This window comes from Glutamicibacter sp. NPDC087344 (assembly GCF_044744225.1).
In the GTDB taxonomy this organism is placed as follows: Bacteria; Actinomycetota; Actinomycetes; order Actinomycetales; family Micrococcaceae; genus Glutamicibacter.
This window is the reverse complement of the sequence record NZ_JBIUXY010000002.1, coordinates 107,730-132,555: the sequence shown is the minus strand read 5'-3', so window position 1 is coordinate 132,555 and position 24,826 is coordinate 107,730. Positions and strand designations below refer to the sequence as shown.

Sequence of the window (24,826 nt, the reverse complement as noted above, 5' to 3'; positions counted from 1 at the left end):
CGGTCGAAGGATCCAAGCCCTCCGAATCGTTACCCAAAACCTCAACGGTCACCGGGCCACGCTCGTTATTCAACGACTCATCATCAGCAGCCTCAGGCGGCGTGCTCACGTTATTCGTGAAGGTGCACTGAATGTTCGTAGCGTTGCTACCCTGTGGCAGGGTAAACGTTCCGCTATTTCCTTCGCCGGAAGCAAATACTTCACCGTTGGACAGGTCTACGCACTGCCAAGTGGTGGTGTACTTTTCAAGGTCGGTTTCATCAATACCGGTTTGGGTGATCGTGTACTCATTGCCAGGAATAACTACTGTGGCGCCAATCGACTCGCCATCTTCCTGATCCTGCACACCGGGCTCGTCGCCGGTCGTCTCAGCGGTATTGTTCTCGGTAATACCACCGCCAGTCAGTTCAATTGCAAACTGATCTTCTGGATCTACACGACCTGACGGAAGATCTACGTTTACACCTGCGGTGGATGGCGATGACCAGGAGGCTAGGTCAGTAAGTGCACTGGTATCACCGGAGAGCGGCTGAATTGACACCAACGTACCACTGGCGGGATCAACCTTGAGCAATCCGTTCGTAGCGTAAAGGTAAAGGTACCCATCGGCACCGAATGCCATCGAGTTGGTGGTGACAACATTGCTAATCTCACTACCAACTTTGGTACCAGTTACCTGTCCACCGGCCTTCACATCTGCCGCGTTGATACGGTAGAGCTGTGCCGAGGTACTACCACCGGTGACGATAAACAGGTTTCCCTGAGCATCAAAAGCGAGGTCACCGTTACCACCTGGGGTACCAGGCAAGGTAACGGATAGTGCGTTGGGAACGAAATCTTGGGTATTTACATTCAAGCTCGCGTACTCGAATTGATCGCTCCCGTTAGCAACAGCTCCACCGTACAAGTACGTGTCGGTAGCAACGTCCACACCGCCCATGGTGTTTCCACCAAAGTTTGAGCTCATCCCATCAGTTCTTGGAATTTGCGTCCAAGTCTCAGCAGACGCTGTGTAGATGTAGATGTCCTGCTGGCTCGTGAATACGACCTTGTCGCCACCACTAGCGATACCGATCTGATTGAGGGTATTGCTTCCGCCAACGGTAGGAGCGAGAATCTCCTTGGTTACGCCGGTTGCCGGGTCGACTTCGTAGACCTTTTTCTGATTTGTTCCGTAGAGCTTCGATGACGGGAACGGGTCGGCAGCGAATGCTGCTGTTGGTACGGAGACCACAATGCCGCCAGCAAAAACTGCCGTCGCCAATGCCCCCGATGCCAGCTTTGCCCCGGCACTATAGCCACGGTTCTTTGATCGTTTAATCTGAATCTACCTCTCGTTTTGTGCAGACCAACTAGATAAGATGCGCCACCCAGACTCGTCAGTATTCGTCCCCCAGCTTCAGCGATATTTGGACGCGCCAAATCACCGCAAAAGCCGAATCAATCAAGCAGTCAGCTCCCAGAACTAACAATTACGCCAAGCCCAATATCCCAGATCTTGAGTTCAAGCGATTTCGTTGATTTCGGATTACGTCCGAACCGTGATTAAACATTCTTAGGTCCATCTAACTACAACTTCAAACCAGCTTCAACCCCAAGTGGACAACTAACCTCCGGCGAATATCCACCTAACCACATGGCGAAACTTTATAGCCACTTGGATATAAACACTAGTCGGAGAGGATTCAAGCAAAGCAAGGCATCGCCACCTTCAAGATCTATCTACTTGGAACAATTCACTAACAATTCGTTAGGATGCGGTGAACTCGCCACTGGACAAGGGGACTGCTGCCGCTAGAAAGCCAAGTCTTACGATCCTAAAGAATGCAGCGCCAAAGGCGGCGGATACTACAAGACACTGAAACTTTGCTGAAATCGGTAGGGTCGATTATTTAACATTGAGAAATATTGAGATTTCTTCGTGGTTCCGCGTCACGAAATGAACGTTCCGCACTCTTAACCTCTTTACCCACTTGTGAAGACGTCCAGAGTCTTCGTATACACCGCCGAACCACTTGTTACATGACGCCTAGATCTTGCCAATGTTGCCCCGAAATACAATTCGCGCTAGCTACAGCACTCCTCCTTTCAAGTCAGTGAGTCCGAGTGCTCCGCACGGAACACAATCCGTCGAGATAGAGCCGTTCATTACCAACACTGCAGTTGAATACAGCCAACGAGATTGATGCCAACTTCGCTCTCCTCTGTTGGAGTGGTCGTTATTCGTCAAACTGCCGTTGCCCGTCCTCGTCTTAATGAGTACGCCTGGAACCGGCATGCCAAGGATCAGCGGAAGCGGCGACTTCCATCCTGCAATCGTTTGACCCGGCCCTGAAGAGCAAGGTTTACTGCTCCGCCACTCACTGGCTGTGAGGCTTTCGGGCTGCATCCCGGCAGCCGTTCGCTTCCCATACTTCCCTGCCACGAGTACTAATGTTGCAACTCGCATTCACATCAGCAGCCAACGACGTGTCTCGTACAGCAGAACTGCGCTTGGTTAGGCCGGTTCATCTTGCCAGTATGACCGTAACCACCTGCGGAGCACTGCTTCGAAGCGTAGACAGGGTCATCAAAAAACCATGGGGGAACAGCCCGTTGAGTTTTACAGAAGATCACCGCGGCTAATCTAGCGAAAAGCCCAGGAGTGATGCACGGCCCGTTGAGGCTTTCTAGGCCGTGCCCGGTCGAGGATTCACTTGGAGTCTTCAAGGGCGATACCACGCCCGGTGCGTTGAACCTCGGCTACAATCTCCATATTCACCAGTGGGTCTTTTAGGTGCTGCAGCGAGGTTCTTTCTTCGATCGCTTCTAAAGTTTGCGTTTTGTCGAAATCGTCCTATGGGCTGCAACTGCACGCGTAAATGCCGGTTCATCTTTCCCGTACATGCCACGGCCGCACCGGACCAGACCTGCCCTGTGGAGGTCGTGGCGATATTCCCGATGCCAAGGCCAACACCGATAAACCTGTGAAGAGTGATAACCTCGGGTACTGGCCCGTCAAAGGTCGCCACGAGGTGGAAACCCGTTCTGAAAGTCAGGTCAGTTTCGCCCTTACGTAAGGCCACTAGAAGTTGCAGTTGAATTGTTGCATCGACGCATGGATCTTTCGGATCCGCCCGGCTGCAGCCCAGATAGTTGTGGTCTGCCAGGTGAATTGCCAATACAGACGCCGCGCGTCGAACGGCCGAGAGTTAGGTTGCTTTTCAGGACCGCGTAGCAGGAAGCCACCTAACTGATCATGAGCAATGCCGGGTGAGCGACATCTATCCTTGCTAATTGTGTCGAAGGCGCCGTACACAATCTGCTGTTTGGCCGCTGCATCACTTAGAAGCAGAGCCTGAAGGTTTCATGACGTGAAAAGTCGAAAGCTTTTGAAAACTTTTTTGGCAAACGAAAAGCGCCGGATGTTCAGACTCGTAGGTCTGTTCATCCGGCGCTCTGTCAGCCGTTAGCTATGACTAGCTGTGGCGTCCGCGGTTGCGACGTGCAAACATCACGCCCGCAGCAACCAGCAGGAGTCCAGCCAGCAGGACTAGCATTGCGCTAAACCCGGTGCTTGCCAGATTATCCTTGTCATCCTTCGGAGCTTCAGAACCGCTTGGGTCCTGAGATTCCGTAGCCGAATCGCTCGAGGCAGGAGCCTCGCTCGAATCGGTTGGATCGGTCGATTCAGCCGGAGTCGGCTCAGTCGGATCAACCGGAGTCGGATCGGTTGGATCAACTGGAGTCGGATCAACTGGCTCTTCTTCTTCAAGGTAGAAGCCGAAGTCAAGAGTCGAATCACGATCACCATCATTGGTCAGGCCCTCAGACTTGGCTTCCCAAGTCGAAGAATCCTTATCACGATCAGCGCCGTTCTCCTTTGTCGGGACGTAACCCTTCAAAGCATCCTCGGAAGCTTCACGATCAATGACCACGGTGTAAGACTGGCCCTCTTCCAGAACCGGCAGGTCCTCGAAGGTGTAGTAACCATTCTTATCGGTAGTTACCGGCCCAACAGGGTTGCCGTGGATGTCAGTAACTTCCTTGCCGTCTGGTCCAACGAGCTTCAGAACGACACCTTCGATGCCCTTCTCGTCCTCGTCCTGGATACCGTTCTTGTTGGTATCAACCCAGACGTAGTCGCCAACGGAAACCTTTGGCTCCTCAACTGGATCAACCTCTTCAACTACGAAACCGAAGTCAAGAGTCGAATCACGATCACCATCATTGGTCAGACCCTCGGACTTGGCTTCCCAAGTCGAAGAATCCTTATCACGATCAGCACCGCCTTCCTTTGTCGGGACGTAGCCCTTCAAGGCATCAGCCGATGCATCCTTGTCGATCACCACGGTGTAAGACTGGCCATCCTCCAGAACCGGCAGGTCCTCGAAGGTGTAGAAACCATTCTCATCGGTAGTTACCGGACCAACAGGGTTGCCGTTGATGTCAGTAACTTCCTTGCCGTCCGGGCCGAAGATCTTCAGAACGACACCTTCAATGCCCTTCTCGTCCTCGTCCTGGATGCCGTCCTTGTTCGAGTCAACCCAAACGTAGTCACCAACGGAAACCTTCGGCTTCTCAACTGGATCGGTAGGCTGAGTTGGCTCAGTCGGATCAGTCGGATCGGTAGGCTGAGTTGGCTCAGTCGGATCAGTCGGATCGGTAGGCTGAGTTGGCTCAGTCGGATCAGTCGGATCGGTAGGCTGGGTCGGCTCAGTCGGATCAGTCGGATCGGTAGGCTGGGTCGGCTCAGTCGGATCAGTCGGATCGGTAGGCTGAGTCGGATCAGTCGGATCGGTTGGATCAGTTGGCTCAACTTCTTCAACTACGAAACCGAAGTCCAGAGTTGGATCACGATCGCCATCGTTGGTCAGGCCCTCGGACTTGGCTTCCCAAGTCGAAGAATCCTTATCACGATCAGCACCGTTCTCCTTTGTCGGGACGTAGCCCTTCAAAGCGTCAGCCGATGCATCCTTGTCGATGATCACGGTGTAAGACTGGCCCTCTTCCAGAACCGGAAGGTTCTCGAAGGTGTAGAAACCATTCTTATCGGTAGTCGTCGGCAGCACAGGCTCACCGTTGACGTCGGTAACTTCGTTACCGTCCGGACCAACAAGCTTCAGAACGACACCTTCGATGCCCTTCTCGTCCTCGTCCTGAATACCGTCCTTGTTCGAGTCAACCCAAACGTAATCTCCAACGGAGACCTTCGGGTCTTCAACCGGTGCAACCTCTTCAACTACGAAACCGAAGTCCAAGGTTGGATCACGATCGCCGTCGTTGGTCAGACCCTCGGACTTGGCTTCCCAAGTCGACGAGTCGTTCTCGCGGCTATCCTCAGTCTCGATAGTCGGGACGTAGCCCTTCAAAGCTTCAGCCGAAGCTTCGCGGTCAATCACCACGGTGTAAGACTGGCCTTCTTCCAGAACCGGCAGGTTCTCGAAGGTGTAGAAGCCATTCTCATCGGTAGTTACCGGACCAACAGGTTCGCCGTTGACGTCGGTAACTTCGTTACCGTCCGGGCCAACAAGCTTCAGAACGACACCTTCAATGCCCTTCTCGTCCTCGTCCTGCAGGCCATCCTTGTTCGAGTCAACCCAAACGTAGTCGCCAACAGAAACCTTCGGAACAACAAAACCGAAGTCCAAGGTTGGGTCGTGCTCACCGTTGGTGTTCAGACCCTCGGACTTGGCAGACCAAGTCGACGAGTCGTTCTCGCGGCTGTCTTCGGTTTCAATGGTTGGCACGTATGGTGCCAAAACCTCGGCCGAAGCATCCCGATCGATTTCAACAGTGTAAGACTCGCCCTCGTCCAGAACCGGCAGGTTCTCGAAGATGTAGAGGCCATTCTCATCGGTGGTTACCGGGCCAACAGGGTTGCCGTTGACGTCGGTAACATCGTTGCCGTCCGGACCAACAAGCTTCAGAACGACACCTTCGATGCCCTTCTCGTCCTCGTCCTGCAGACCGTCGCGGTTGGTATCAACCCAAACGTAGTCGCCAACCGAAACCTTCGGAACAACGAAACCGAAGTCCAAAGTTGGATCACGATCACCATCAGTGGTCAGACCCTGCGAAGAGGCCTCCCATTCCGACGAGTCGTTCTCACGGCTATCTTCAGTGGTGATAGTCGGAACATAAGGCTTCAACGCTTCCGCCGAAGCCTCACGGTCGATCTTGACGGTGTAAGAATCGCCCTCTTTCAGAACCGGCAGGTTCTCGAAGGTGTAGAAGCCCTTCTCATCGGTGGTTACCGGGCCAACAGGGTTGCCGTTGACGTCGGTTACTTCCTCACCCTCCGGACCAACAAGAGTCAGTACAACACCTGGAATACCAGGCTCGCCCTCATCCTGCAGACCGTCGCGGTTGGTATCAACCCAAACGTAGTCGCCAACCGAAACCTTCTGAGGCTTCAGAACGAATCCGAAGTCAAGGGTTGGATCGCGATCGCCGTCGGTGTTCAGACCCTCGGAATTAGCAGTCCACTTCGACGAGTCGTTCTCACGGCTGTCCTCGGTCTCAATGGTTGGCTCGTATGGAGCCAGCACCTCGGCCGAAGCATCCTGATCGATGATCACGGTGTAGTAGTCGCCATCTGCCAGAACCGGGAGGTTCTCGAAGGTGTAGTAACCGTTCTCATCGGTGGTGGCCGGAGCGACCTCGTTGCCGCGGACGTCCAGAACTGGATTGCCCTTGGAATCAACGAGCTTCAGAACGACACCTTCGATGCCCTTCTCGTCCTCGTCCTGCAGGCCGTCCTTGTTGGAGTCCAGCCAGACGTAGTCGCCAACCGAAACCATCTGCGGCTTCAGAACAAAACCGAAGTCCAGGGTTGGATCGCGGTCGTCGTCGGTGGTCAGGCCCTCAGACGTAGCTACCCAAGTCGACGAATCGTGCTCACGGTTGCCTTCGATCTCAATGGTCGGCTCGTATGGAGCCAACGGGATCTTGGACGCTTCCTGATCAATGGTGACGGTGTAGGACTGGCCATCTTCCAGAACCGGGAGGTTCTCGAAGGTGTAGTAACCGTTTTCATCCGTCATGGTCGGCAGCACTGGGTTGTCGTAAACGTCAAGGACAGGCTGGCCGTTGGGACCAGTCAGAACCAGGACAACGTCCTTGATTCCCTGCTCGCCATCGCCCTGCTCGCCGTTGTTGTCTTCATCAAACCAGACGTAGTCGCCAACCGAAACCTTGGCAGCCTCAACAGGCTTGAAGGTGATACCGGTCTTGATCGGCTCCTGGCTGCGGTAATCGGTTTCACCGTTTACCTGGGCCTGGGCCGCGTAACCAAACGAGTTCCATGCCGGCGCGAATGGTTCCGCACCGTCAGGCATCTTCGTTTCCGAGGTGGTGGTGAAGCTCAGCTTCACGCTGTCGCGTGGCTGCATGCCCTCACCGGTGAAGTCCAGCACCAGCTTGAGACCATTAATCTCCTTGGCGTTGGCTGGGCGTTCGGTGGTCCACCCATCCTCGCAACCAACCCATGGGTTGGAAACGTTGCCGGTAGGCCTGCAGTCAGTCGCGTCACCCGTCAGGTAGTACAGGGTCATCTCGGTGCCCTCCGGAACTTCCGGAAGCTTGATGTCTTGTACGGTCGGAACCCAAACGGTGCCACGCTGAACGGTGTTCTGCGACGGAGTCACACCGGTGTCGCCCACATGCGGGAAGACATCCAGGATTTCCAGGTGCTGCGCAGGAACGTTACCGGTGTTGGTGACGCTCAGCTGCCATTCGGCAGTTCCGCCCGGCTTGGTTTCAACAATGCAAGGGTAACGATAGAAACCGCCCTCAAACTCGTAGCACGCGGTGTCATTCTCAATACCGGTTGCAACATTGTAGATACCGGTCTTCTCGGTCTGCTCGCCAGTGAGTACTTCACGGACCAGCTTCTGCGAAGCGTAGGCCTGCCCCTCAATGACGTCCAGTCCGGTTCCACCATTGCTGGTCTCCGAGTTGTCGCCGCTGAATTCAACCGTGTTGGTCAGGTCGCTCTTTGCAACCAGGCCAGCACGAACGGTGGTTGGAAGAACAATGGTGTAGGACTCGCCTGGGTAGAGCTTGGCTCCATCCTGGAACGAGAACACAACCTTGTTTTCATCCTGCACAGCAGAAATCAGCGCACGATCGGTAGTTACCACAGTGCCCTCGGGAGCCTGGTTGAACTTCGCATCAAGCGAGTATTCAACCGTTGATTCCCAATCTGGTGCCAGGATCAGCTTTGGACCCTCGTCATCAGATGGCAGGATGTCGGTGATCACCGGGTTCACGATTGCGTCGGTACCGGTGTTCTTCACGGTAATCATGTAGTTCACCTCACCGCCGGCAGAGATCCTGCCGTTGTTCGCATCCGAGGTCTTGTCAACGCTCGAGGAGGTTTTAGCCGGTGGGAAAACAACCTCATCGGTGGCGTCGTCGGTCTTGTGATCCTTGTCCAGACGGGAAACCGAAGCCGACGCGGTGTTCTCCACGGTCAGTGGAGCGTCCTCTGCCTCCCCTGGATTTACAGCGCCTTCTTCCAGAGCGATCAGATCACCGCTGCGCAGGGTGTAGCGCGGAGTCGCGTTGAACTTGATCGTGGTGATGTTGGAAGGCAGCTCAGCGTAGTTGTCGCCCTTGAAGACCACACGAATACCCTGAACCTGGTTGTTATCCGGAACTTCGTCGGTCCAGCCGCCACCGATCCGCTCCAGTTCGCCTGCATCGTTGGACTCAAAAGTCGCACCGGTGAAGTACTGGATGGTGGTCTGGGCATTGCCTGCACTCGGAGCGGGCTGCCATCCGTTGAAATCAAACGCGTTCCAGAAGGTCGGGTCCTCATCCACAATCTCGACGTAGTCGGCCTTGTGAACGCTGTTGTTCCTCGTGGTGTCGCTGTTAACGCTCAACTCAACATTGACGTCCTTCGGGTTGCCGGTCTCCGAGAAGAAATCAACACCAGAATTAGGCGAGATCTTCTTGGTCAGCTGTGGATGGAGATCCACCGAATCATCGGTGGTGATTTCCAGGTTTGCCTTTGGACTGTCGGTTTTCTCATCAGCACCGCGCGAAATGAACGCGTCAGCGGTGTTCGGCAGAACCCAACCGGTTCCGGAACGATCAGCGTCGCCATTCAGATCAGCCAGTGCATCGTCAATCGCGATTACCGGATCGGAACCACGCAGATCATTGCGCAACTGGGTGCCAACGGAAATGTTGAAACTGACGTCACGAGCAACCAGGTTCTCCGGATCCGAGGAAAGCAGGGCGAACTTGAAACCATCAAATTCATCCCAGGTACGACCCTCAAGAACAGGGTTCAGCGCAGCCTCGCCAGTGAACTCCAAAACTTCGTCACCCTTGTACAGGTACAGGTGAGCCAGTGCCTTGGCAGCATCGTTGTTGACGGTGGCGGTGAAGCCGGTCATGTTCACGAAATCGAACGGGTTAACTTCCCCGTCCTTCGGATCAACGATTGAAAGTTCATTCACACCATAGGTAGAACCGTTGGTGGCCTCGAGCTTCAGCGTGGACGTTGGGTTCGCATTCGTTGGGTTCTCATCGTTCGTCGGCTTCTGCACGATCGAGTTTGATTCCCAACGCTTACCGCCGGTCACCGTGATGTCCTTGTCAACCTCGATGGTTCCGGAGGCACCCGGGTCATTATTCACGCCGAGGATGTTTTCGACCTTAACATTGTTGTCGATGACAACGCCCTCGATGACTTGGAAGCCAAGCTTAGCCTGAACATCGTTGTCCGTTGGGAAGGTGCCTGCATCACGGGTGTAGGTGATCTGAACGGCGGTGGTGCCACTTGGCACATCGGTCTCCTCAATGGCACTGCCATCGGAAGAGGTCAGCTGGGTCCATTCACCGTTACCAGCCCGAACCTCAACAACCACAGAGTTTGCACCCTGGGTCTGTGGAACGGAAATGGTGGTCGGCGCGTAACCTGCATCAACCATGTTGCTGAAATCATCGGTCTGGACGATTTTGCGAACATCGACGTTGGCCTTGGAGGAATCCACGTGCGTGCTCAGGGTCGCGGTGGTCTCATCGCCTGGGATGCCTTCGATGCGGTCTGGCGAGAAGCCCTTGGTGCTCTTGTTGGCTTCAACCGGATCCACAACCTTAAGAGTTGCCTCTGCGACCACAACCGGTGTTTCGCCACCTGGGTAGGTACCCGAAGCGTCGACCTTGTTAACGTAGTCGCCAGCCTCCACGCCAACAACACCGAATTCAACGTTGTAGCCGGTGCCCGGCTGGAATTCACCGGTGAAGGTGATTTCGAAAGCGGTCACGGCGCTGCCGGTTGGAACACCGTCGAACCCGATCTGGCCGTCGTTGTTGGTCAGCTCGTAGGTGTCGCTTCCAATCACAATGACGCCGGATTCGGCGCCCTGCGGCCAGGTGCCTGCGGTGAACTGGGTGAAGTCAATACCGTTACCGAATGGATTCTCGATCCCCTCGGCTGGTTCCTTCAGCGTCAGCGTCTGCAGCGGCTGGTTAGAAGTATTGGTGATACCAAGCTTCACGGTGGCGGCGTTGCGGCCTTCACCAATGACGCTCGGATCGCCAGCGACAACCCTATTATCCTTGTTTGGCGTAAAGGACTTGGTCGCGCCGACCGAGTACTTGGTAGCTTCAACCGTAAAGTTGTCGTTTGCCTTGAAAGGATCCGAAGATTCTCCGTTTGGCAGTTCTGCGACAATCGAGGTTTCGTTGGAGACAGTAACGTCCTGGGAGTCCTCGCTCGCGCGCAGTGTGGTGTTAAGTTCAATCGAACCCGCAGTACCGTTGGCTGCAATGCCGCCAGTTGATTCGGTAGATGCGGAAGATACGAAGGTCAGTTCAAACCCGGTGATGGTGGAAAGATCTAGGTCGTCAGGGAATGCCGGTGGCGCATTCGGCTGAGCGTTCCCGGAAGTCGCTTCGTGCTTTTCATCACCTACGTAGTAGGTAACGAGCAGCTCAGTTGCACCCTCAGGGTAAACAATCTCTCCGAAACCAGTGAATGCAACCGAGTCAAAAGGCTTGGCGTCACCGGACGGTTCGGTGATCTTCAGCGAGGTCGCACCAACCTTGGAGGTGTTCTTGATGCCTCCGAGGGTTACGGTGTTCTCTGCACCGGAGTTCTGCTTCAGTACATCGTTGGCCCAAGACTTGGTGATCTCCGCCTTTGGCGCCAGATCAATCTGCGGAACAACAGGCTCAGCTTCGTTTTCGATCGAGCCAGTTTTACTGGTCAAGGTAGCCTTGTTGATCAGTTGCTGGCCGTTGAACTTCGGATCAGCATCTTCAGGCAACTTGGCAACAACGGTGATCGTGTAATCGGTACCGTCGTTCAGTCCGACAGTATCCGGACGGTCTGGAGCAGTTTCGTTGAAGATCAGCTTGACCTGAGTTTTGTCATCCGAAATTTCTTCGGTGACCGGCTTGGCAAAGCCTGTATAGGTCAACGATTCCAGGACCAACGGTTCTGGAAGCAGATCCATCATGTAGGCATCAATACATGGCTGTTCGATTGACGAGCAGCCAACCACCACCTGGTAGGTAACGGTGTTGCCTGGAGTGACCGTAGGGTCGCTGATCAGCGACTTCTCCACGAACATGCCTTCGCCCACGGTTGCATCTGAAGGTGCAGCTGCCCGCGCATTCTTCTGGCTTGCTTTTGGCGCGCTCGTGGCGGGCTGGCTCTTATCAGATTCAGCCGAATCCGGCTCTTCGGAGTCCGTTGCCTCGTCGGCAGCAGGCTCCTCAGGAGCTGTTGTTGTTTCCGAGGCACTCGCCTCGGGTTCTTCTGTTTCTGGCTGCTGCGTACTATCGCTCGGCTCAGATTCAGTCGACGGTTCCGGGCTGGTTGTTACCAGCGTATCGGCCCCCTGCGTCTCCGAATCAGGAGCGGCGAAGGCTGGCGTTGCGCCAACCATACCGACTCCGAGCGAAAGTGATAGTACTGCAGCCAGCAGCGGCTTAAGGCGCTTTTTTGCGCCCAAGTCACGTTGCTCTCGCATACTTTTCCCCTAATCTGAACTGCGTAGAATTGGGGATCCGGCGCACAGGTGCGCATGGGCCGCTATTACACCAGATAGCTGACCCGTCAAGAACCCCAACCTCTGACTCTAGCAATTCACTTGAGTTTGTATGTGAGTTCACCAAAAGGCATTGCCGCTCTTTTCCGAAGCTGCACGTTCGTCACCATCTCAACGCAAGCCCTTGAAATCTCTCAAAAAATCTCAAGTCACAACGTCAATGCGTGCCCACTTTGCAAGATTGCACTCCAGATGCGGCAGAAAATCTAGGAAAATTCTTCGCCCCAAACCACGCCATTGCCGGATGCTTGATTTTGCAGGCTCAAAACAACCTTGTCAGGTCGGGTAAAGTGGAAACAATTCCTCCTGTGGCATGAATTGGCGAGCGCTAACATTCGCAGTACACGCTTGGCCTGAATGGCGCAACTCGAAACCATCAAGCCGTGGGCGTCCCGCACGCCCGAAGAGATGCCAATCAGCTTCCGCGCACTCGTCACCCACTGAATCCGCCCGCCGTCAAGATCAAGCAGTTGCGGTAAACATCACACATAAGACTAAGCGTTCGTGGGTTCACACCCAGCGAGAACACTCACCCAGGGCAATTCAGATCACCAGATCATCCTTGAGTCTGCACACAACTGCTTGTCCCTCAACCGCGCGTTCTTCAAGCACCTTTGACCCCTTGCTGGCCTCGGGCTCGCGTAGCCAAAACAGGGTGTGAGCACGTTGCCAAGTGTTCCAATCAAAGCCACACTGCCCACATGGTTACCGGCCCTCGTCTCGCAGCAGCGGCATCCAAGATTCAACCGCATCCAGCAGCATCTGCGGCAAACAAACCCACAACAAACCTCGGGACGCCGAAACACCGCAGGGTGCCACCGGTGAAAGGTGGCACCCTGCGGTGTTGAGCTTGGTTGTGGTTTAGGCCTCGCCGCGACGGATCAGACGTCCGTTCGGGCTCTGGAAGTCCACATCGTTGCCGGCAATAATCGACTGGCGAACCACGCCGGCCAGGGTCTTGCCGTGGTACGGCGAGATGGGATTCTTGTGGTGCAGCTTCTTCACGTCAACCACAAATGCATCTTCCGGAGCGAACAGCGCGAAGTCCGCATCGTTGCCCAGGGCGATCGAGCCCTTGTGCTTGAGGCCCGCCAGTTCCGCAGGCTTCACGGCCATCCACTGGACCACCTGTTCCAGGGCGATGCCGCGCTTCTGCGCTTCGGTCCAGATCAACGGGAGGCCAAGCTGCAGCGATGCCACCCCGCCCCAGGCCACCCCGAAGTCGCCGTTTTCGACGTCCTTCAGGTCGATGGTCGACGGCGAGTGATCCGACACGATGCAGTCGATGATGCCCTCTTCCAGGCCCCGCCACAGCAGCTCGCGGTTGGAGGCCTCGCGAATGGGCGGGCAGCACTTGTAGGCGGTTGCGCCGTTCGGGATCTCTTCGGCCAGCAGCGTCAGGTAGTGCGGGCAGGTTTCCACGGTGATCTTCACGCCGTCGGCCTTGGCGGTTTTGATCATGGCCAGGGCATCGGAGCTGGAGAGGTGCAGCACGTGGGCGCGCACTCCGGTCCAGCGGGCACGCTCGATCACCTGGGCAATGGCGACGTTCTCAGCACCGCGCGGGCGGGACTTCAGGAAGCGATCATACTGGTCACCCTCGGCATCCGGGGCGCGGTCGATGGAGCTTGAGTCCTCGGCATGCACAATCATCAGCGAGTCGAAGGAACGCAGGACTTCCATGTCCTCTTCCATTTCCTCGACGGTCAGCGACGGGAACTCGTCCACCCCGGAGTGCAGCAGGAAGCACTTGAACCCAAAAACACCTGCATCATGCAGTTCGCGCAGGTTCTCCTTGTTGCCCGGGATCGCCCCGCCCCAGAAGCCGATGTTCACATAGGCCTTGGGCTCGGCCGCGGCCTTTTTGATCTGCAGCGCTTCCAGGTTCACCGTCGGCGGGATGGTGTTCAGCGGCATGTCGATGATGGTGGTGACACCACCGGCGGCGGCGGCCTTGGTGGCCGACTCGAAACCTTCCCATTCGGTGCGGCCCGGCTCGTTCACATGCACATGGGTATCAACCAGACCGGGCAGCAGCACCTCATCGGCGGCGACCTCGATCACGCGCTCGCCCTGCAGGTTGTTTCCCAGGGGTTCGATCGCGACGATTTTTCCGTCCCGCACACCGATTTCCCGTGCGGAGATCCCGGCGGTGGTCAAGATGCGTTCTCCGCGCAACACCAGATCGTATGCGGCGTGGGCCGACGACTGCGCGTCGCGTTCAACAGCTTCGTTGATACTCATGAGGCGTTCCTACTCGTTTGAATTTTATGCTCTGCTACTCAAGCTCTATTCAAGCTTAATGGGTTGTGGCGCGGGACACACCCTTGATGGTGAACCGGTGTCCCGCGCCAAACTTAGTGGTGACTAGGCAGTGACGACTGGCCTTTAGGCATCCACAGTGGCATTTTCGCCCAGCGGCACCAACGCGGTTGGTGCATCGCCCGGTTCCAATGCCAGGTCTTCAAATTCATTCACGGCATCCAGCTGCGCGCCCATGGCGATGTTGGTGACCTTCTCCAAGATCACTTCAACCACCACCGGCACCTGGAATTCGTCGGCCAGCGCCTTGGCCTGGGCAAAGCCTTCGGCCAGCTTGGACGGATCTTGGACCCGCACGGCCTTGCAGCCCAAACCTTCGGCGACCTTGACGTGGTCCACGCCGTAGCCGTTGGTTTCCGGGGAGTTGATGTTATCGAAGCCCAGGGAAACGTGGTAATCCATCTCGAACGGACGCTGCGACTGGCGGATCAGGCCCAGGTAGGAGTTGTTGACCACCACGTGCACGTACGGCAGCTTGAACTGCGCGCCCACGGCGAGCTCTTCGATCATGAACTGGAAGTCGTAGTCGCCGGAGAGTGCAACCACACGCTCGCCTGGCTTGCCGCGGACCACACCCAGGGCGGCCGGACCGGTCCAGCCCAGCGGGCCTGCCTGGCCGGCGTTGATCCACCGGCGCGGACCGTACACGTGAAGCATCTGCGCACCGGCGATCTGGCTCAGGCCGATGGTGGAGACGTAGGTGGTGTCCTGGCCGAAGGCCGAGTTCATCTCCTGGTAGACACGTTGCGGCTTGATCGGGATGTTCTCGAAGTTGGTTTTGCGGTGCCCGGTGCCCTTGCGGGCGGTGGCTGCGTTGGCCCATGCGGAGTAGTCCGGGACCAAACCGGCGGCCTTGCGCTCGCGCACTACCTCCAGGATTGCATCGATCGCGGCCCCGGCATCAGAGGTGATGCCCAGATCCGGGGAGAACACCCGGCCGATCTGGGTGGATTCGATGTCCACGTGGATGAACTTGCGCCCGGCCCGGTAGGTGTCCAGCGCGCCGGTGTGGCGGTTGGCCCAGCGGTTGCCCAGACCCAGCACCGCGTCGGATTCCAGGAAGGTGGCGTTGCCGTATTTGGTGTGGGTCTGGATGCCCACCATGCCCGACTGCAGGCGGTGGTCATCCGGGATGGCGCCCCATCCCATCAGGGTCGGGGAAACCGGGATGTTCAGCTCTTCGGCCAGCTCGACCAGCTTGCCGCTCGCGTTGGCGTTGATCACGCCGCCGCCGGCGATGATGATCGGCTTCTTGCCGCCCAGCAGCAGGTCGACGATCTTCTCCGCCTGGACGCGGGTGGCCTTCGGCTTGTCCACCGGCAGCGGCTCGTAGGCGTCGATGTCGAAGTCGATCTCCGCCAGCTGCACGTTGATCGGCAGGTCCAGCAGCACCGGACCGGGGCGCGAGGAGCGCATGATCTGGAAGGCCTTGGCGAAGGTGCCCGGAACCAGCCCCGGCTCCAGGATGGTGGAGGCGTACTTGGTGACCGGCTTGGCGATCGACTCGATGTCCACGGCCTGGAAGTCTTCCTTGTGCAGCACGTTGGTCGGCGCCTGCCCGGTGATGCACAGCATCGGGATGGAGTCGGCGATCGCCGCGTACAGGCCGGTGATCATGTCGGTGCCGGCCGGGCCGGAGGTGCCAAGGCACAAACCGATCTTGCCGGTGGCCCGCGAGTAGCCGTCCGCCGCGTGGCTGGCGCCCTCAACGTGGCGGTGCAGCGTGTGGCGGATGCCGCCGTGCTGCTTCATCGCGGAGTACAGCGGGTTGATGGCGGCGCCGGGCAACCCGAATGCCTCGGTGGCGCCTTCCTTTTCCAAAATCAGCACAATGGCGTCTACAGCACGCATTTTTGCCATGGGATTCACGTCCTAAAAATGTGGGTTTTCCGTCGCCGGATGAACGCAGCGGGAACCGCCGGCGGGAAATAAAAATGTGGGAGAGGTAGTACCCTGCGGCGAAGGGCCAGGTGCATGAGTCACCATGACTTCGCGCCCTTGAGCACCGGAAACCGGCGATGAACTGGAACAGAGCTCATTGCGCACCGTTGATGATTTTCTCTGGTGGTGTCGTGTCAGCACCACGCACAGTCAGCGTCATCGTTCAGGGATGGTGCGCCACCGGATTCCGAGAGGTTGAAGTTACCCGGTGCCGCTTCGCCGCAGGAAGTTCAGAAACGCCCTAGGCGTCGATGGTTGATTCGACCTTGCCGGACAGGCGCTGGACCCCGCGGAACAGGCCCGAGTGGTCCAGGGCGCCGTCGCCGCTGGCGACGGTGGAGGTGACCAGCTGGGCCACCAGTGCACCCAGCGGAAGCACCACGCCGGCCTCGCGGGCGGCGGAGGTGACGATGCCCATGTCCTTGTTGTGCAGGGCCAGGCGGAAACCCGGGGCGAAGTCGCGGTCCAGGATCTTCTGGGCCTTCTGGTTCAGCACGGCCGATCCGGCCAGTCCGCCGCCGAGCACCTTCACCGCGGCGTCGGTGTCCACGCCGTAGGCTTCAAGGAACACCACGGCCTCGGACAGTGCCTGGATGTTGGCCGCGACGATCAGCTGGTTCGCCGCCTTCACGGTCTGCCCGGAGCCGGCCGGGCCTACCAGCACGATGGTTTTGCCCACCGCGTTCAGCACGGGTGCGGCCGCGTCGAAGTCCGCCTGCTCGCCGCCCACCATGATGGACAGCACCCCGCCGATGGCACCGGCCTCGCCGCCGGAGACCGGGGCATCCAGCGGGCGCAGGCCTGCGGCGCGGGCATCGGCCGCCAGCGCAACCGAGACATCCGGGCGGATCGAGGAGTTATCGATCCACAAGGCGCCGGCTTTGGCGTTGGCGAAGACCCCGTCCTTGCCGGAGACCACACCCTGGACATCCGGGGAGTCGGGAACCATGGTGATCACCACGTCGGCGTCCTTCACCGCGTCGGCCACCGAGCTTGCGCCCTGTCCGCCGGCGGCGGCCAACGCGTCGATAGCGCCCTGGCTGCGGTTGTATCCGGTGACGTTGAAGCCAGCGGCGACCAGGTTTTTCGCCATGGGCAGGCCCATGATCCCCAGACCGATGAATGCTACATTCTGCGACATGTTTCTACTCCAAAACTTGTGGTGCTCGATGGGTGCTTAGGCGGTGGCCGAAGCGGTGTTCAGCCACTGGAAGGCGGTGGCGGCGTCCTGCTTGTATTCCAGGGCGACCTTGCCGGTGTAGCCCAGCTCGATGGATCGGTTGACCCACTCAAGCAGCGGCAGGTTGCCGGTGCCCGGTGCGCCGCGGCCCGGGGCGTCGGCGATCTGGATGTGCCCGAAGTCCTTGGCGTGGGCTTCGATGACCGCGGCCACGTCATCTCCGTTCACCGAGAGGTGGTAGAAGTCGGCCAGCAGGGCGATGTTGCTATTCCCGGCGGCCTTGACCGCGTCCACAACCGCCAGGGCGTCGGCCGCGGTTTTCAGCGGGTACGCTTCGGTGCCGGAGACCGGCTCGATCAGCACCGTGCCGCCGATCTTGGCGACCCCTTGGGTGGCGGCGAGCAGGTTCTTCAGCGCCAGCTCGTCTTGCTCTGCCGCGGTGTTGCCCTCAAGGCGGTTGCCGTACAGGGCGTTGAAGGAGGTGCAGCCGGTGGCTTCGCCGATCGCGGCGACCACCTGGACGTTGTCCTTGAACTCGCCGCAGCGTCCCTTCCAGGACACCAGCCCGCGGTCCCCCGCCGGCATGTCGCCGGCGAAGAAGTTCAGCCCGTCCAGCTGCACGCCGGCGTTCTTGATGGAGGCAACAAATTCGTCAACCTGCTTGTCGGTTGGCACGGCCTGCCCGAAGGGCCACCAGAACTCGACGCTGTCGAACCCGGCGGCCTTGGCGGCGCCGGCGCGTTCAAGCACCGGGAGTTCGGTGAGCAGGATCGAGCAGTTCAGAGTGTACGACACTGGTTTTCCCCTTCGAGACCTTGGTTCAAGTTTCAGCTTCAAGATTCCGTCTTATGGAATTTGAGTTTTGCTTTATGAAAACTGTAGGGCGAGATCCGCGTCACTGTCAAGCGGCCCGCCGCCACAATTTTCCATCGGCCTGCAATGACTGAACCGGGTGCGTGCGCGTAAATCCCACACAATGCCCCCGCAATGCAAACATGACGCAACAAGCCTCAATCCAGGCGTAAAAATTCCGGCTGGCGAAAGGAAGCCTTTTCGAGATGCGGAATTTATCTTTTTTCTTGCGAAATTCACGTGAGTCAGATCACATTCGATCTCGACAGCGAGACGGCACATACCTCGGAGACACGAAAGACTCAGGAGCAGCCATGAAGGTACCCACCCCGAACAACACCCTGGACACCAGGCCCGCGCGCAAAAAGCGATTCTATTCATCGTTGTTTTTCCAGCTCGGCGTCGCGGTAGCCGCCGGCATCCTGATCGGGCATTTCTGGCCCGGCATCGGCTCGCAGCTGCGCCCCCTGGGCGACGGCTTCATCATGTTGATCAAGATGATCATCGCTCCGCTGATTTTCCTGGTGATCGTCACCGGCATCGCCGCCGTGGGGGACGTCAAGGCCGTGGGGCGCGTCGGGGTGAAGGCGCTGCTGTATTTCACCGGCGCCACCCTGTTCGCCTTGGTCTTCGGCTTGATCATCGCCAATATCTTCCAGCCCGGCGCCGGGTTGAACATCGACCCCAGCACGCTGGATGACACCGCCCTGAAGGAAAGCACCGGCGAGGCCAAAGACGCGGCCAGCTTCATCCTGGGAATCATTCCGGTCAGCGTGATCGGCGCCTTCGCGGACAACAACCTGCTGCAGGTCCTGTTTTTCTCGGTCTTCTTCGGCGCGGCAATCGTCGTCGTCGGCCAGGAACGCTGCGCTCCGCTGCTCGCGGTGTTCGACAACGTGCTGGAGCTTGTTTTCAAGATCATGAGTTGGGTCATGCGCGTCGCCCCGCTGGGCGCGCTGGGCGCCATGGGTTTCATCATCGGCCAGTACGGCATTTCAACCCTGGGGACCTACGCGAAGCTGATCCTGGCCTGCTACCTGGCGGCTTTGCTGTTCATCGGCGTGCTTTTCCTGGTTGCCTGGGCTTTCGCCCGGGTGCCGCTGTGGCAGTTCATCCGCTACACCCGCGAGGAATTCCTGCTGGCGCTGGGCACCGCCTCCACCGAATCGGTGATGCCGCGCATCATGACCAAGCTGACCAACGCCGGGTGTTCCAAGGCGACCACCGGCCTGGTGGTCCCCACGGGATATTCATTCAACCTGGATGGCGCGGCGATCTACCTCTCGATCTCGCTGCTGTTCCTAGCCCAGGCCTTCGGCCACGACCTGAGTTTCGGCCAGCAACTGGCGGCCCTGGGCATCTTGCTGCTGACATCCAAGGGAATGGCGGGGGTCCCCGGCTCCTCCTTCCTGGCCCTGTCCGCCACCGCGGCCGCCCTGGGAATCTTCCCGGTAGCCGGCGTGGCGCTGCTGCTGGGCGCCGACCGCATCATGGACTCAATGCGCGTCGCCGTGAACCTGCTGGGCAACTGCGTGGCCACCTTTGTGGTGGCCAAGTGGGAAGGCCAGTTTGACCGCGATGCCATGAAACGGGCGTTCGCCGGAGAGATCACCACCGTTGAGGCAGCCCGCATGCTCGGCAAGGAGGCCGAATTCGAGTCCAGCCAGATCGAACGGCTCAAGGCGGAGCAGGCCGCCGCGCCGGCCCCGGAAACCGCAAAAGATACGGCTCACCGGCGGGGTTAATCCCAGTCAGGCCACGGGCGGCGGAGAACTTCGGTTCCTCGTCGCCCGTTTTCGTATTGTGGAAATTCAATTTTCTATTGCGGTAATGTGATCTGTGGCATACAGTTGTCTCACCAAGCACGATTGGCACATATCTCGGAGTCTGAATTACCACTCAGGAGCAGCCATGCACCAATACCTCAGCACGGAGCACGTCATGACCGCGGATTACGCAACCTCGCGCCCATCCCTGTCATTTTCCGGCACCCCGGCCGAGTTCTATCTCAATTTCGGCCAACCGATCTACCCGTAGCGCCCTCTGCGCAGCCACCGAGCCACGCTCGATTCGCTTTCGCTGCCCACGCCTACCATCAGATCCCGCCGCTTGCCCACCGTTTCGGCAACTCATCGCCCTTTTCGGCAGCGGCCCCTTTAAAGGATGTCCATCATGGCGCACAATACGCCTGAAATTTCCCCTGCCCTCGCCGCAGATCCCGGGCACGACGGGTCGGGAATCGACCGCGCAAACCCCTATGATCTCAGCCCCTCGCTCTACAACCAGGACCTGGCTCCAACCACCCGCTCCGGACGCACCTGGAGCGCGTACAGCATCTTCACCCTGTGGGCCAACGACGTGCACTCGCTGGGCAACTACGCGTTCGCCATCGGGCTTTTCGCCCTGGGCATGAGCGGCTGGCAGATCCTGGGCGCACTGGGCATCGGCGCCATCTTGCTCTTTGCCCTGCTGAACCTCTCCGGGTTCATGGGCGAAAAAACCGGTGTCCCCTTCCCGGTCATGAGCCGCATCGCCTTCGGCATCACCGGAGCCCAAATCCCGGCGCTGCTGCGCGGGGCCGTGGCGATCGCCTGGTTCGGCATCCAGACCTACCTGGCTTCCCAGGTGCTCAGCGTGATGGTCATCGCGCTCGCCCCGGGCGCCAGCTCCCTGACCGAGTCGAGCTTCCTAGGCCTGAACATCCTGGGGTGGATCTGCTTCGTGGCGCTGTGGGTCATCCAGCTGGTCATTGTCAGCTACGGCATGGAAATGATCCGCAAGTACGAAGCATTCGCCGGGCCGATCATCCTGGTCACCTTCCTGGCCCTGGCCATCTGGATGCTCTTCGAGTCGGGTTTCAACGTTTCGATGTACACCGGCGAACCGAAGTCCGGGCTGGACATGTGGCTGGGAATGTTCGGCGCGGCCGCCCTGTGGGTTTCGATCTACGGCACCTTCGTGCTGAACTTCTGCGACTTCACCCGCGGCGCGGTCTCCAAAAAGGCCATTGTGCGCGGCAACTTCTTCGGCATCCCGCTGAACATGCTGTTTTTCGGGGCCATCGTCGTGGTGCTGACCGGCACCCAGTTCTCCATCAACGGAAAAATCATCGCCTCGCCGTCCGACGTGGTTGAAGCCATCCCGAACACCTTCCTGCTGCTGCTTGCCTCCGGCGCCCTGCTGGTGCTGACCATCGCGGTGAACCTGATGGCCAACTTCGTCGCCCCGACCTACGCGCTGACCAACCTGTTCCCCAAGCACCTGAACTTCCGCAAGGCCGCCCTGATTTCCGGGGTCATCGGCCTGGTCATCCTGCCGTGGAACCTGTACAACTCCCCGGAGATCATCAACTACTTCCTGGGCGGCTTGGGCGCCCTGCTCGGCCCGCTGTTCGGCATCATCATGGCCGATTACTGGCTGATCCGCCGGGCCCGCATCAACGTGATGGACCTGTACCGCTCCACCCCGGAGGGCACCTACTACTTCACCCGCGGTTTCAACTTCCGGGCGGTCGCCGCCCTGGTGATCAGCTCCGTGATCGCGCTGCTGCTGGCATTCGTCCCGGCACTGCACGTGGTGGGGTCCTTCGCCTGGTTCCTGGGATCCGGCGCCGGCGCGCTGACCTACCTGCTGCTGGCCAAACGCCAGCACAACCTCGTAGACCTTGACGGGGAAGCCATCGCCGTCGCCCCGAAGCACTAAGGAGCAACCCGTGCGAATTCTTGTACTGAACGTGAACACCACCGCCTCGATGACCCGTGCGATCGGCGACTCGGCCCGCCAGGTGGCCTCCCCGGGCACCGAAATCATCGAGCTGACCCCGGACTTCGGGGCGGACTCCTGCGAGGGGAACTTTGAAAGCTACCTGGCCGCGCTGGCGGTGATGGACAAGGTGGTGAACTACACCGAACCCTATGACGCGGTCATCCAAGCCGGCTACGGCGAACACGGCCGTGAAGGCCTGCAGGAGCTGCTGGACGTGCCGGTGGTGGACATCACCGAGGCGGCCGCCTCCACCGCCCAGTTCCTGGGTCACAAGTACTCCGTGGTCACCACGCTCGACCGCGCGGTTCCGCTGATCGAAGACCGGTTGAAGCTGGCCGGGCTCACCGACCGCCTGGCCTCGGTGCGGGCCAGTGGACTGGGAGTGCTTGAATTGGAATCCGATCCGCAGCGCGCGGTGGCGGCGATCGTTGAACAGTCGCGCGCCGCTGTGGAGCAGGACAAGGCGGAGGTCATCTGCCTGGGCTGCGGCGGCATGGCCGAGCTGGAAGAACAGGTGGCCGCCGCGACCGGTGTGCCGATTGTCGACGGGGTCCGCGCCGCGGTGACCATCGCCGAATCCCTGATCCGCATGGGGCTGAGCACCTCCAAGGTGCGCACCTACGCCCCGCCGCGGCCCAAGCAGGTCACCGGCTGGCCGATCACCCGCCAGTCGGCCGACAGCCGCGTGTAGCAAACCGGCAGTGCCAACTTAGTTGATGCACAGAAACTAGTTCTAGACTCGTAAGTACCTCAAGAAGGTGCGAGTGATGACGCGAGAATCCCCGCTGCTGATGCAGCGGGGATTTTCTTGTTAACCGTGCTCCCCAGGCTCGCCCCGATCAGTCGAATACCACCGAACCTCGCCTCGCCACCAGCACGCCGGCGACCAGCCCGGAGGCCAGCAGCGCCAGCACCCCGTAGGAGAACGGGCCATAGTGCTCCTCGCCCACCAGCAGCGGCAGGTTGCCCAGGATGATCAGCAAAAATCCGAGCAACCCAACCAGCCCCAACCCCGGGGCGATCTGCCGTTGCCAACGCGGCCCGCCGGGCTGTTGCCGCGCGAAAAACACCAGCACCGCCACGGAGGTCAGCGTCAGCAGCAGGACAATTCCCACCGAGGATATCCCGCCCAGCCAGGTGTAGAACTGGCTGATTGGATCAAGCCGCAGCAGCGCCGCGGCCAGCACCAGCACACCGACCACCGCGGAGGTCAGCAACGAAGCCGCCGCCGGAGAGCCAAGTTCGGGGTGCGGGCGCCCCAGGCTCGCCGCCAGCACCCCGCGGTGCCCCAGCTGGAAAAAGTATCGCGCGGCGATGTTGTGGAATGAAAGGATGCAGGCGAACAAACTGGTCACGAACAGCAGCTGCACAATATGCCCGCCGGCGGCCCCCAGATAGGCTTCGGTGGTGCTTTGCAGGATGGTGCCCGGGTTCTGCGTCGCCAGCGCCACGATCTCGCTTTCGCCGTTGGCGCTGATCAGCACCCAGCTGGAGAGCGTGTAGAAGGCGCCGATGGAGATCAGCGAAATATAGGTCGCCCGCGGGATGGTGCGCTGCGGATCGCGCGCCTCATCGCGGAACACCGCGGTCGCCTCGAAACCCACAAAACTCAGGATCGCGAACAAGATCCCCATGCCCGGCGCCCCGGAAACGATCTGCGCGGGCGTCGCGATCCCGGTGGAGAAGCCTTCCGGGCCGCCGCCGGAGAAGATCACCACCGCGTCGAGCACCAGCACGATCGCCACTTCCGCAATCAGCAGCACCGCCAGCAGTTTTCCGGACAGTTCAATGTTCAGGTAGCCAAACAGGCTGACCACCGCAAAACCCACCGCCGCCCAGACCCACCACGGCACCTGGGGACCTCCGTAGGAGACCACCAGCTCTGCCAGCCCCGGGCCGAAAAGTCCGAACACCCCGGCCTCCAGGGCCAGATACGCCAGCAAGGCCACAAATGCCGCGCCCAGTCCCAGGCCCTTGCCCAGTCCGGTGCCGATGTAGGCGTAGAACGCCCCGGCAGTCGGCACAAAACGTGTCATCTGGGTGAACCCCACCGAAAACAGCAGCAGCACCAGCGTCGCTATCACAAAGGAGAACGGGAATCCTGCGCCGTTGCCCGAGGCGATGCCCAACGGCACCGGTCCGCCGATCACCCCCAGCGGGGAGGCGGCCGCCACGACAATAAATACGATGGATGCCACCGAGAGGTTGCCGCGCAACCTGCCCGATTTGCCGCTGCTCGCGGTGCCGGTGGTGCTAAGTGTTTGAGCCATGGCCAAGGTACTTTCGCTGAGACAAAATCTGGAGTTCTGCTCAAGAGTAAAAGCCGCGCCAGCCCGGGCGAAGGGCGAGGAAACCTGGGGTCAATTGCCGTCACACTGAGCCATAAAACTGTTGTTTCAGCAACAGCCTTGGCCTTGCCTGCGCCGGGCAAGGACACATTGCGCAATAGAAGGTGCCGTATCCATCGCCAGCTGCGATCCATCTGGCCAGGCGGCCCACTTTCCAGCAATTCAGTTGACCGAGGAAAAATCACGACACACTACCCGTGGCATTCAAAGCAGTTGCCACGACCTATCCACAGTTGGTGGCCAACCCCCACACACCCACCAACCCAACCACTAAACTACACCCCCAACATTCGAACAAAACACCTAACACACCCACCACACCAACCCAAACCAACCACTTCACAACCCCGTAATACAGGCATATA

The 24,826-nt window shown here is 59.0% G+C and carries 11 protein-coding genes; 4 read left to right on the top strand and 7 right to left on the bottom strand.

Annotated features, from left to right (window positions below):
- The 6 genes from ACIOWL_RS03555 to ACIOWL_RS03530 form a co-directional block, all read right to left on the bottom strand.
- Window positions 1-1,264 (bottom strand): hypothetical protein (locus ACIOWL_RS03555; RefSeq protein WP_400381766.1); only part of this gene is annotated, 1,264 nt, incomplete at its 3' end.
- A gap of 2,194 nt (window positions 1,265-3,458) precedes the next feature.
- A complete protein-coding gene (locus ACIOWL_RS03550) occupies window positions 3,459-11,975 on the bottom strand; it encodes an SdrD B-like domain-containing protein (RefSeq protein ID WP_400381764.1) in 8,517 nt (2,838 codons plus the stop codon).
- A 939-nt stretch (window positions 11,976-12,914) separates the two neighbouring features.
- Window positions 12,915-14,297: an allantoinase AllB gene (allB, locus tag ACIOWL_RS03545; protein ID WP_400381762.1), complete on the bottom strand. Its 1,383-nt coding sequence runs from the start codon at window positions 14,295-14,297 to the stop codon at window positions 12,915-12,917.
- A 144-nt stretch (window positions 14,298-14,441) separates the two neighbouring features.
- Window positions 14,442-16,235: a glyoxylate carboligase gene (gene gcl, locus ACIOWL_RS03540; RefSeq protein ID WP_400381761.1), complete on the bottom strand. Its 1,794-nt coding sequence runs from the start codon at window positions 16,233-16,235 to the stop codon at window positions 14,442-14,444.
- 322 nt (window positions 16,236-16,557) lie between these two features.
- Window positions 16,558-17,457 carry a 2-hydroxy-3-oxopropionate reductase gene (locus ACIOWL_RS03535; protein WP_400381759.1) on the bottom strand — a complete coding sequence of 300 codons (900 nt, stop codon included), beginning with the start codon at window positions 17,455-17,457 and terminating at the stop codon, window positions 16,558-16,560.
- Window positions 17,458-17,493: 36 nt separating this feature from the next.
- Window positions 17,494-18,291: a hydroxypyruvate isomerase family protein gene (locus ACIOWL_RS03530; RefSeq protein WP_400381757.1), complete on the bottom strand. Its 798-nt coding sequence runs from the start codon at window positions 18,289-18,291 to the stop codon at window positions 17,494-17,496.
- Window positions 18,292-18,662: 371 nt separating this feature from the next.
- Here ACIOWL_RS03530 and ACIOWL_RS03525 point away from each other — a divergent pair, with 371 nt between their 5' ends.
- The 4 genes from ACIOWL_RS03525 to ACIOWL_RS03510 all read left to right on the top strand — a co-directional run bounded on the left by ACIOWL_RS03525 (window position 18,663) and on the right by ACIOWL_RS03510 (window position 22,804).
- Window positions 18,663-20,093, top strand: coding sequence for a cation:dicarboxylate symporter family transporter (locus ACIOWL_RS03525; RefSeq protein WP_400381755.1), 1,431 nt, complete (start codon window positions 18,663-18,665; stop codon window positions 20,091-20,093).
- A 166-nt stretch (window positions 20,094-20,259) separates the two neighbouring features.
- On the top strand, window positions 20,260-20,385 hold the full coding sequence (locus ACIOWL_RS03520; protein WP_400381754.1) for a hypothetical protein: 126 nt from the start codon (window positions 20,260-20,262) through the stop codon (window positions 20,383-20,385).
- A gap of 135 nt (window positions 20,386-20,520) precedes the next feature.
- Window positions 20,521-22,050 carry an NCS1 family nucleobase:cation symporter-1 gene (locus ACIOWL_RS03515; RefSeq protein ID WP_400381752.1) on the top strand — a complete coding sequence of 510 codons (1,530 nt, stop codon included), beginning with the start codon at window positions 20,521-20,523 and terminating at the stop codon, window positions 22,048-22,050.
- Between the two features lie 10 nt (window positions 22,051-22,060).
- Window positions 22,061-22,804 carry an aspartate/glutamate racemase family protein gene (locus ACIOWL_RS03510; RefSeq protein ID WP_400381750.1) on the top strand — a complete coding sequence of 248 codons (744 nt, stop codon included), beginning with the start codon at window positions 22,061-22,063 and terminating at the stop codon, window positions 22,802-22,804.
- A 148-nt stretch (window positions 22,805-22,952) separates the two neighbouring features.
- Here ACIOWL_RS03510 and ACIOWL_RS03505 read toward each other — a convergent pair whose 3' ends face one another.
- On the bottom strand, window positions 22,953-24,383 hold the full coding sequence (locus ACIOWL_RS03505) for an APC family permease (RefSeq protein WP_400381748.1): 1,431 nt from the start codon (window positions 24,381-24,383) through the stop codon (window positions 22,953-22,955).
- Window positions 24,384-24,826 lie beyond the last annotated feature (443 nt).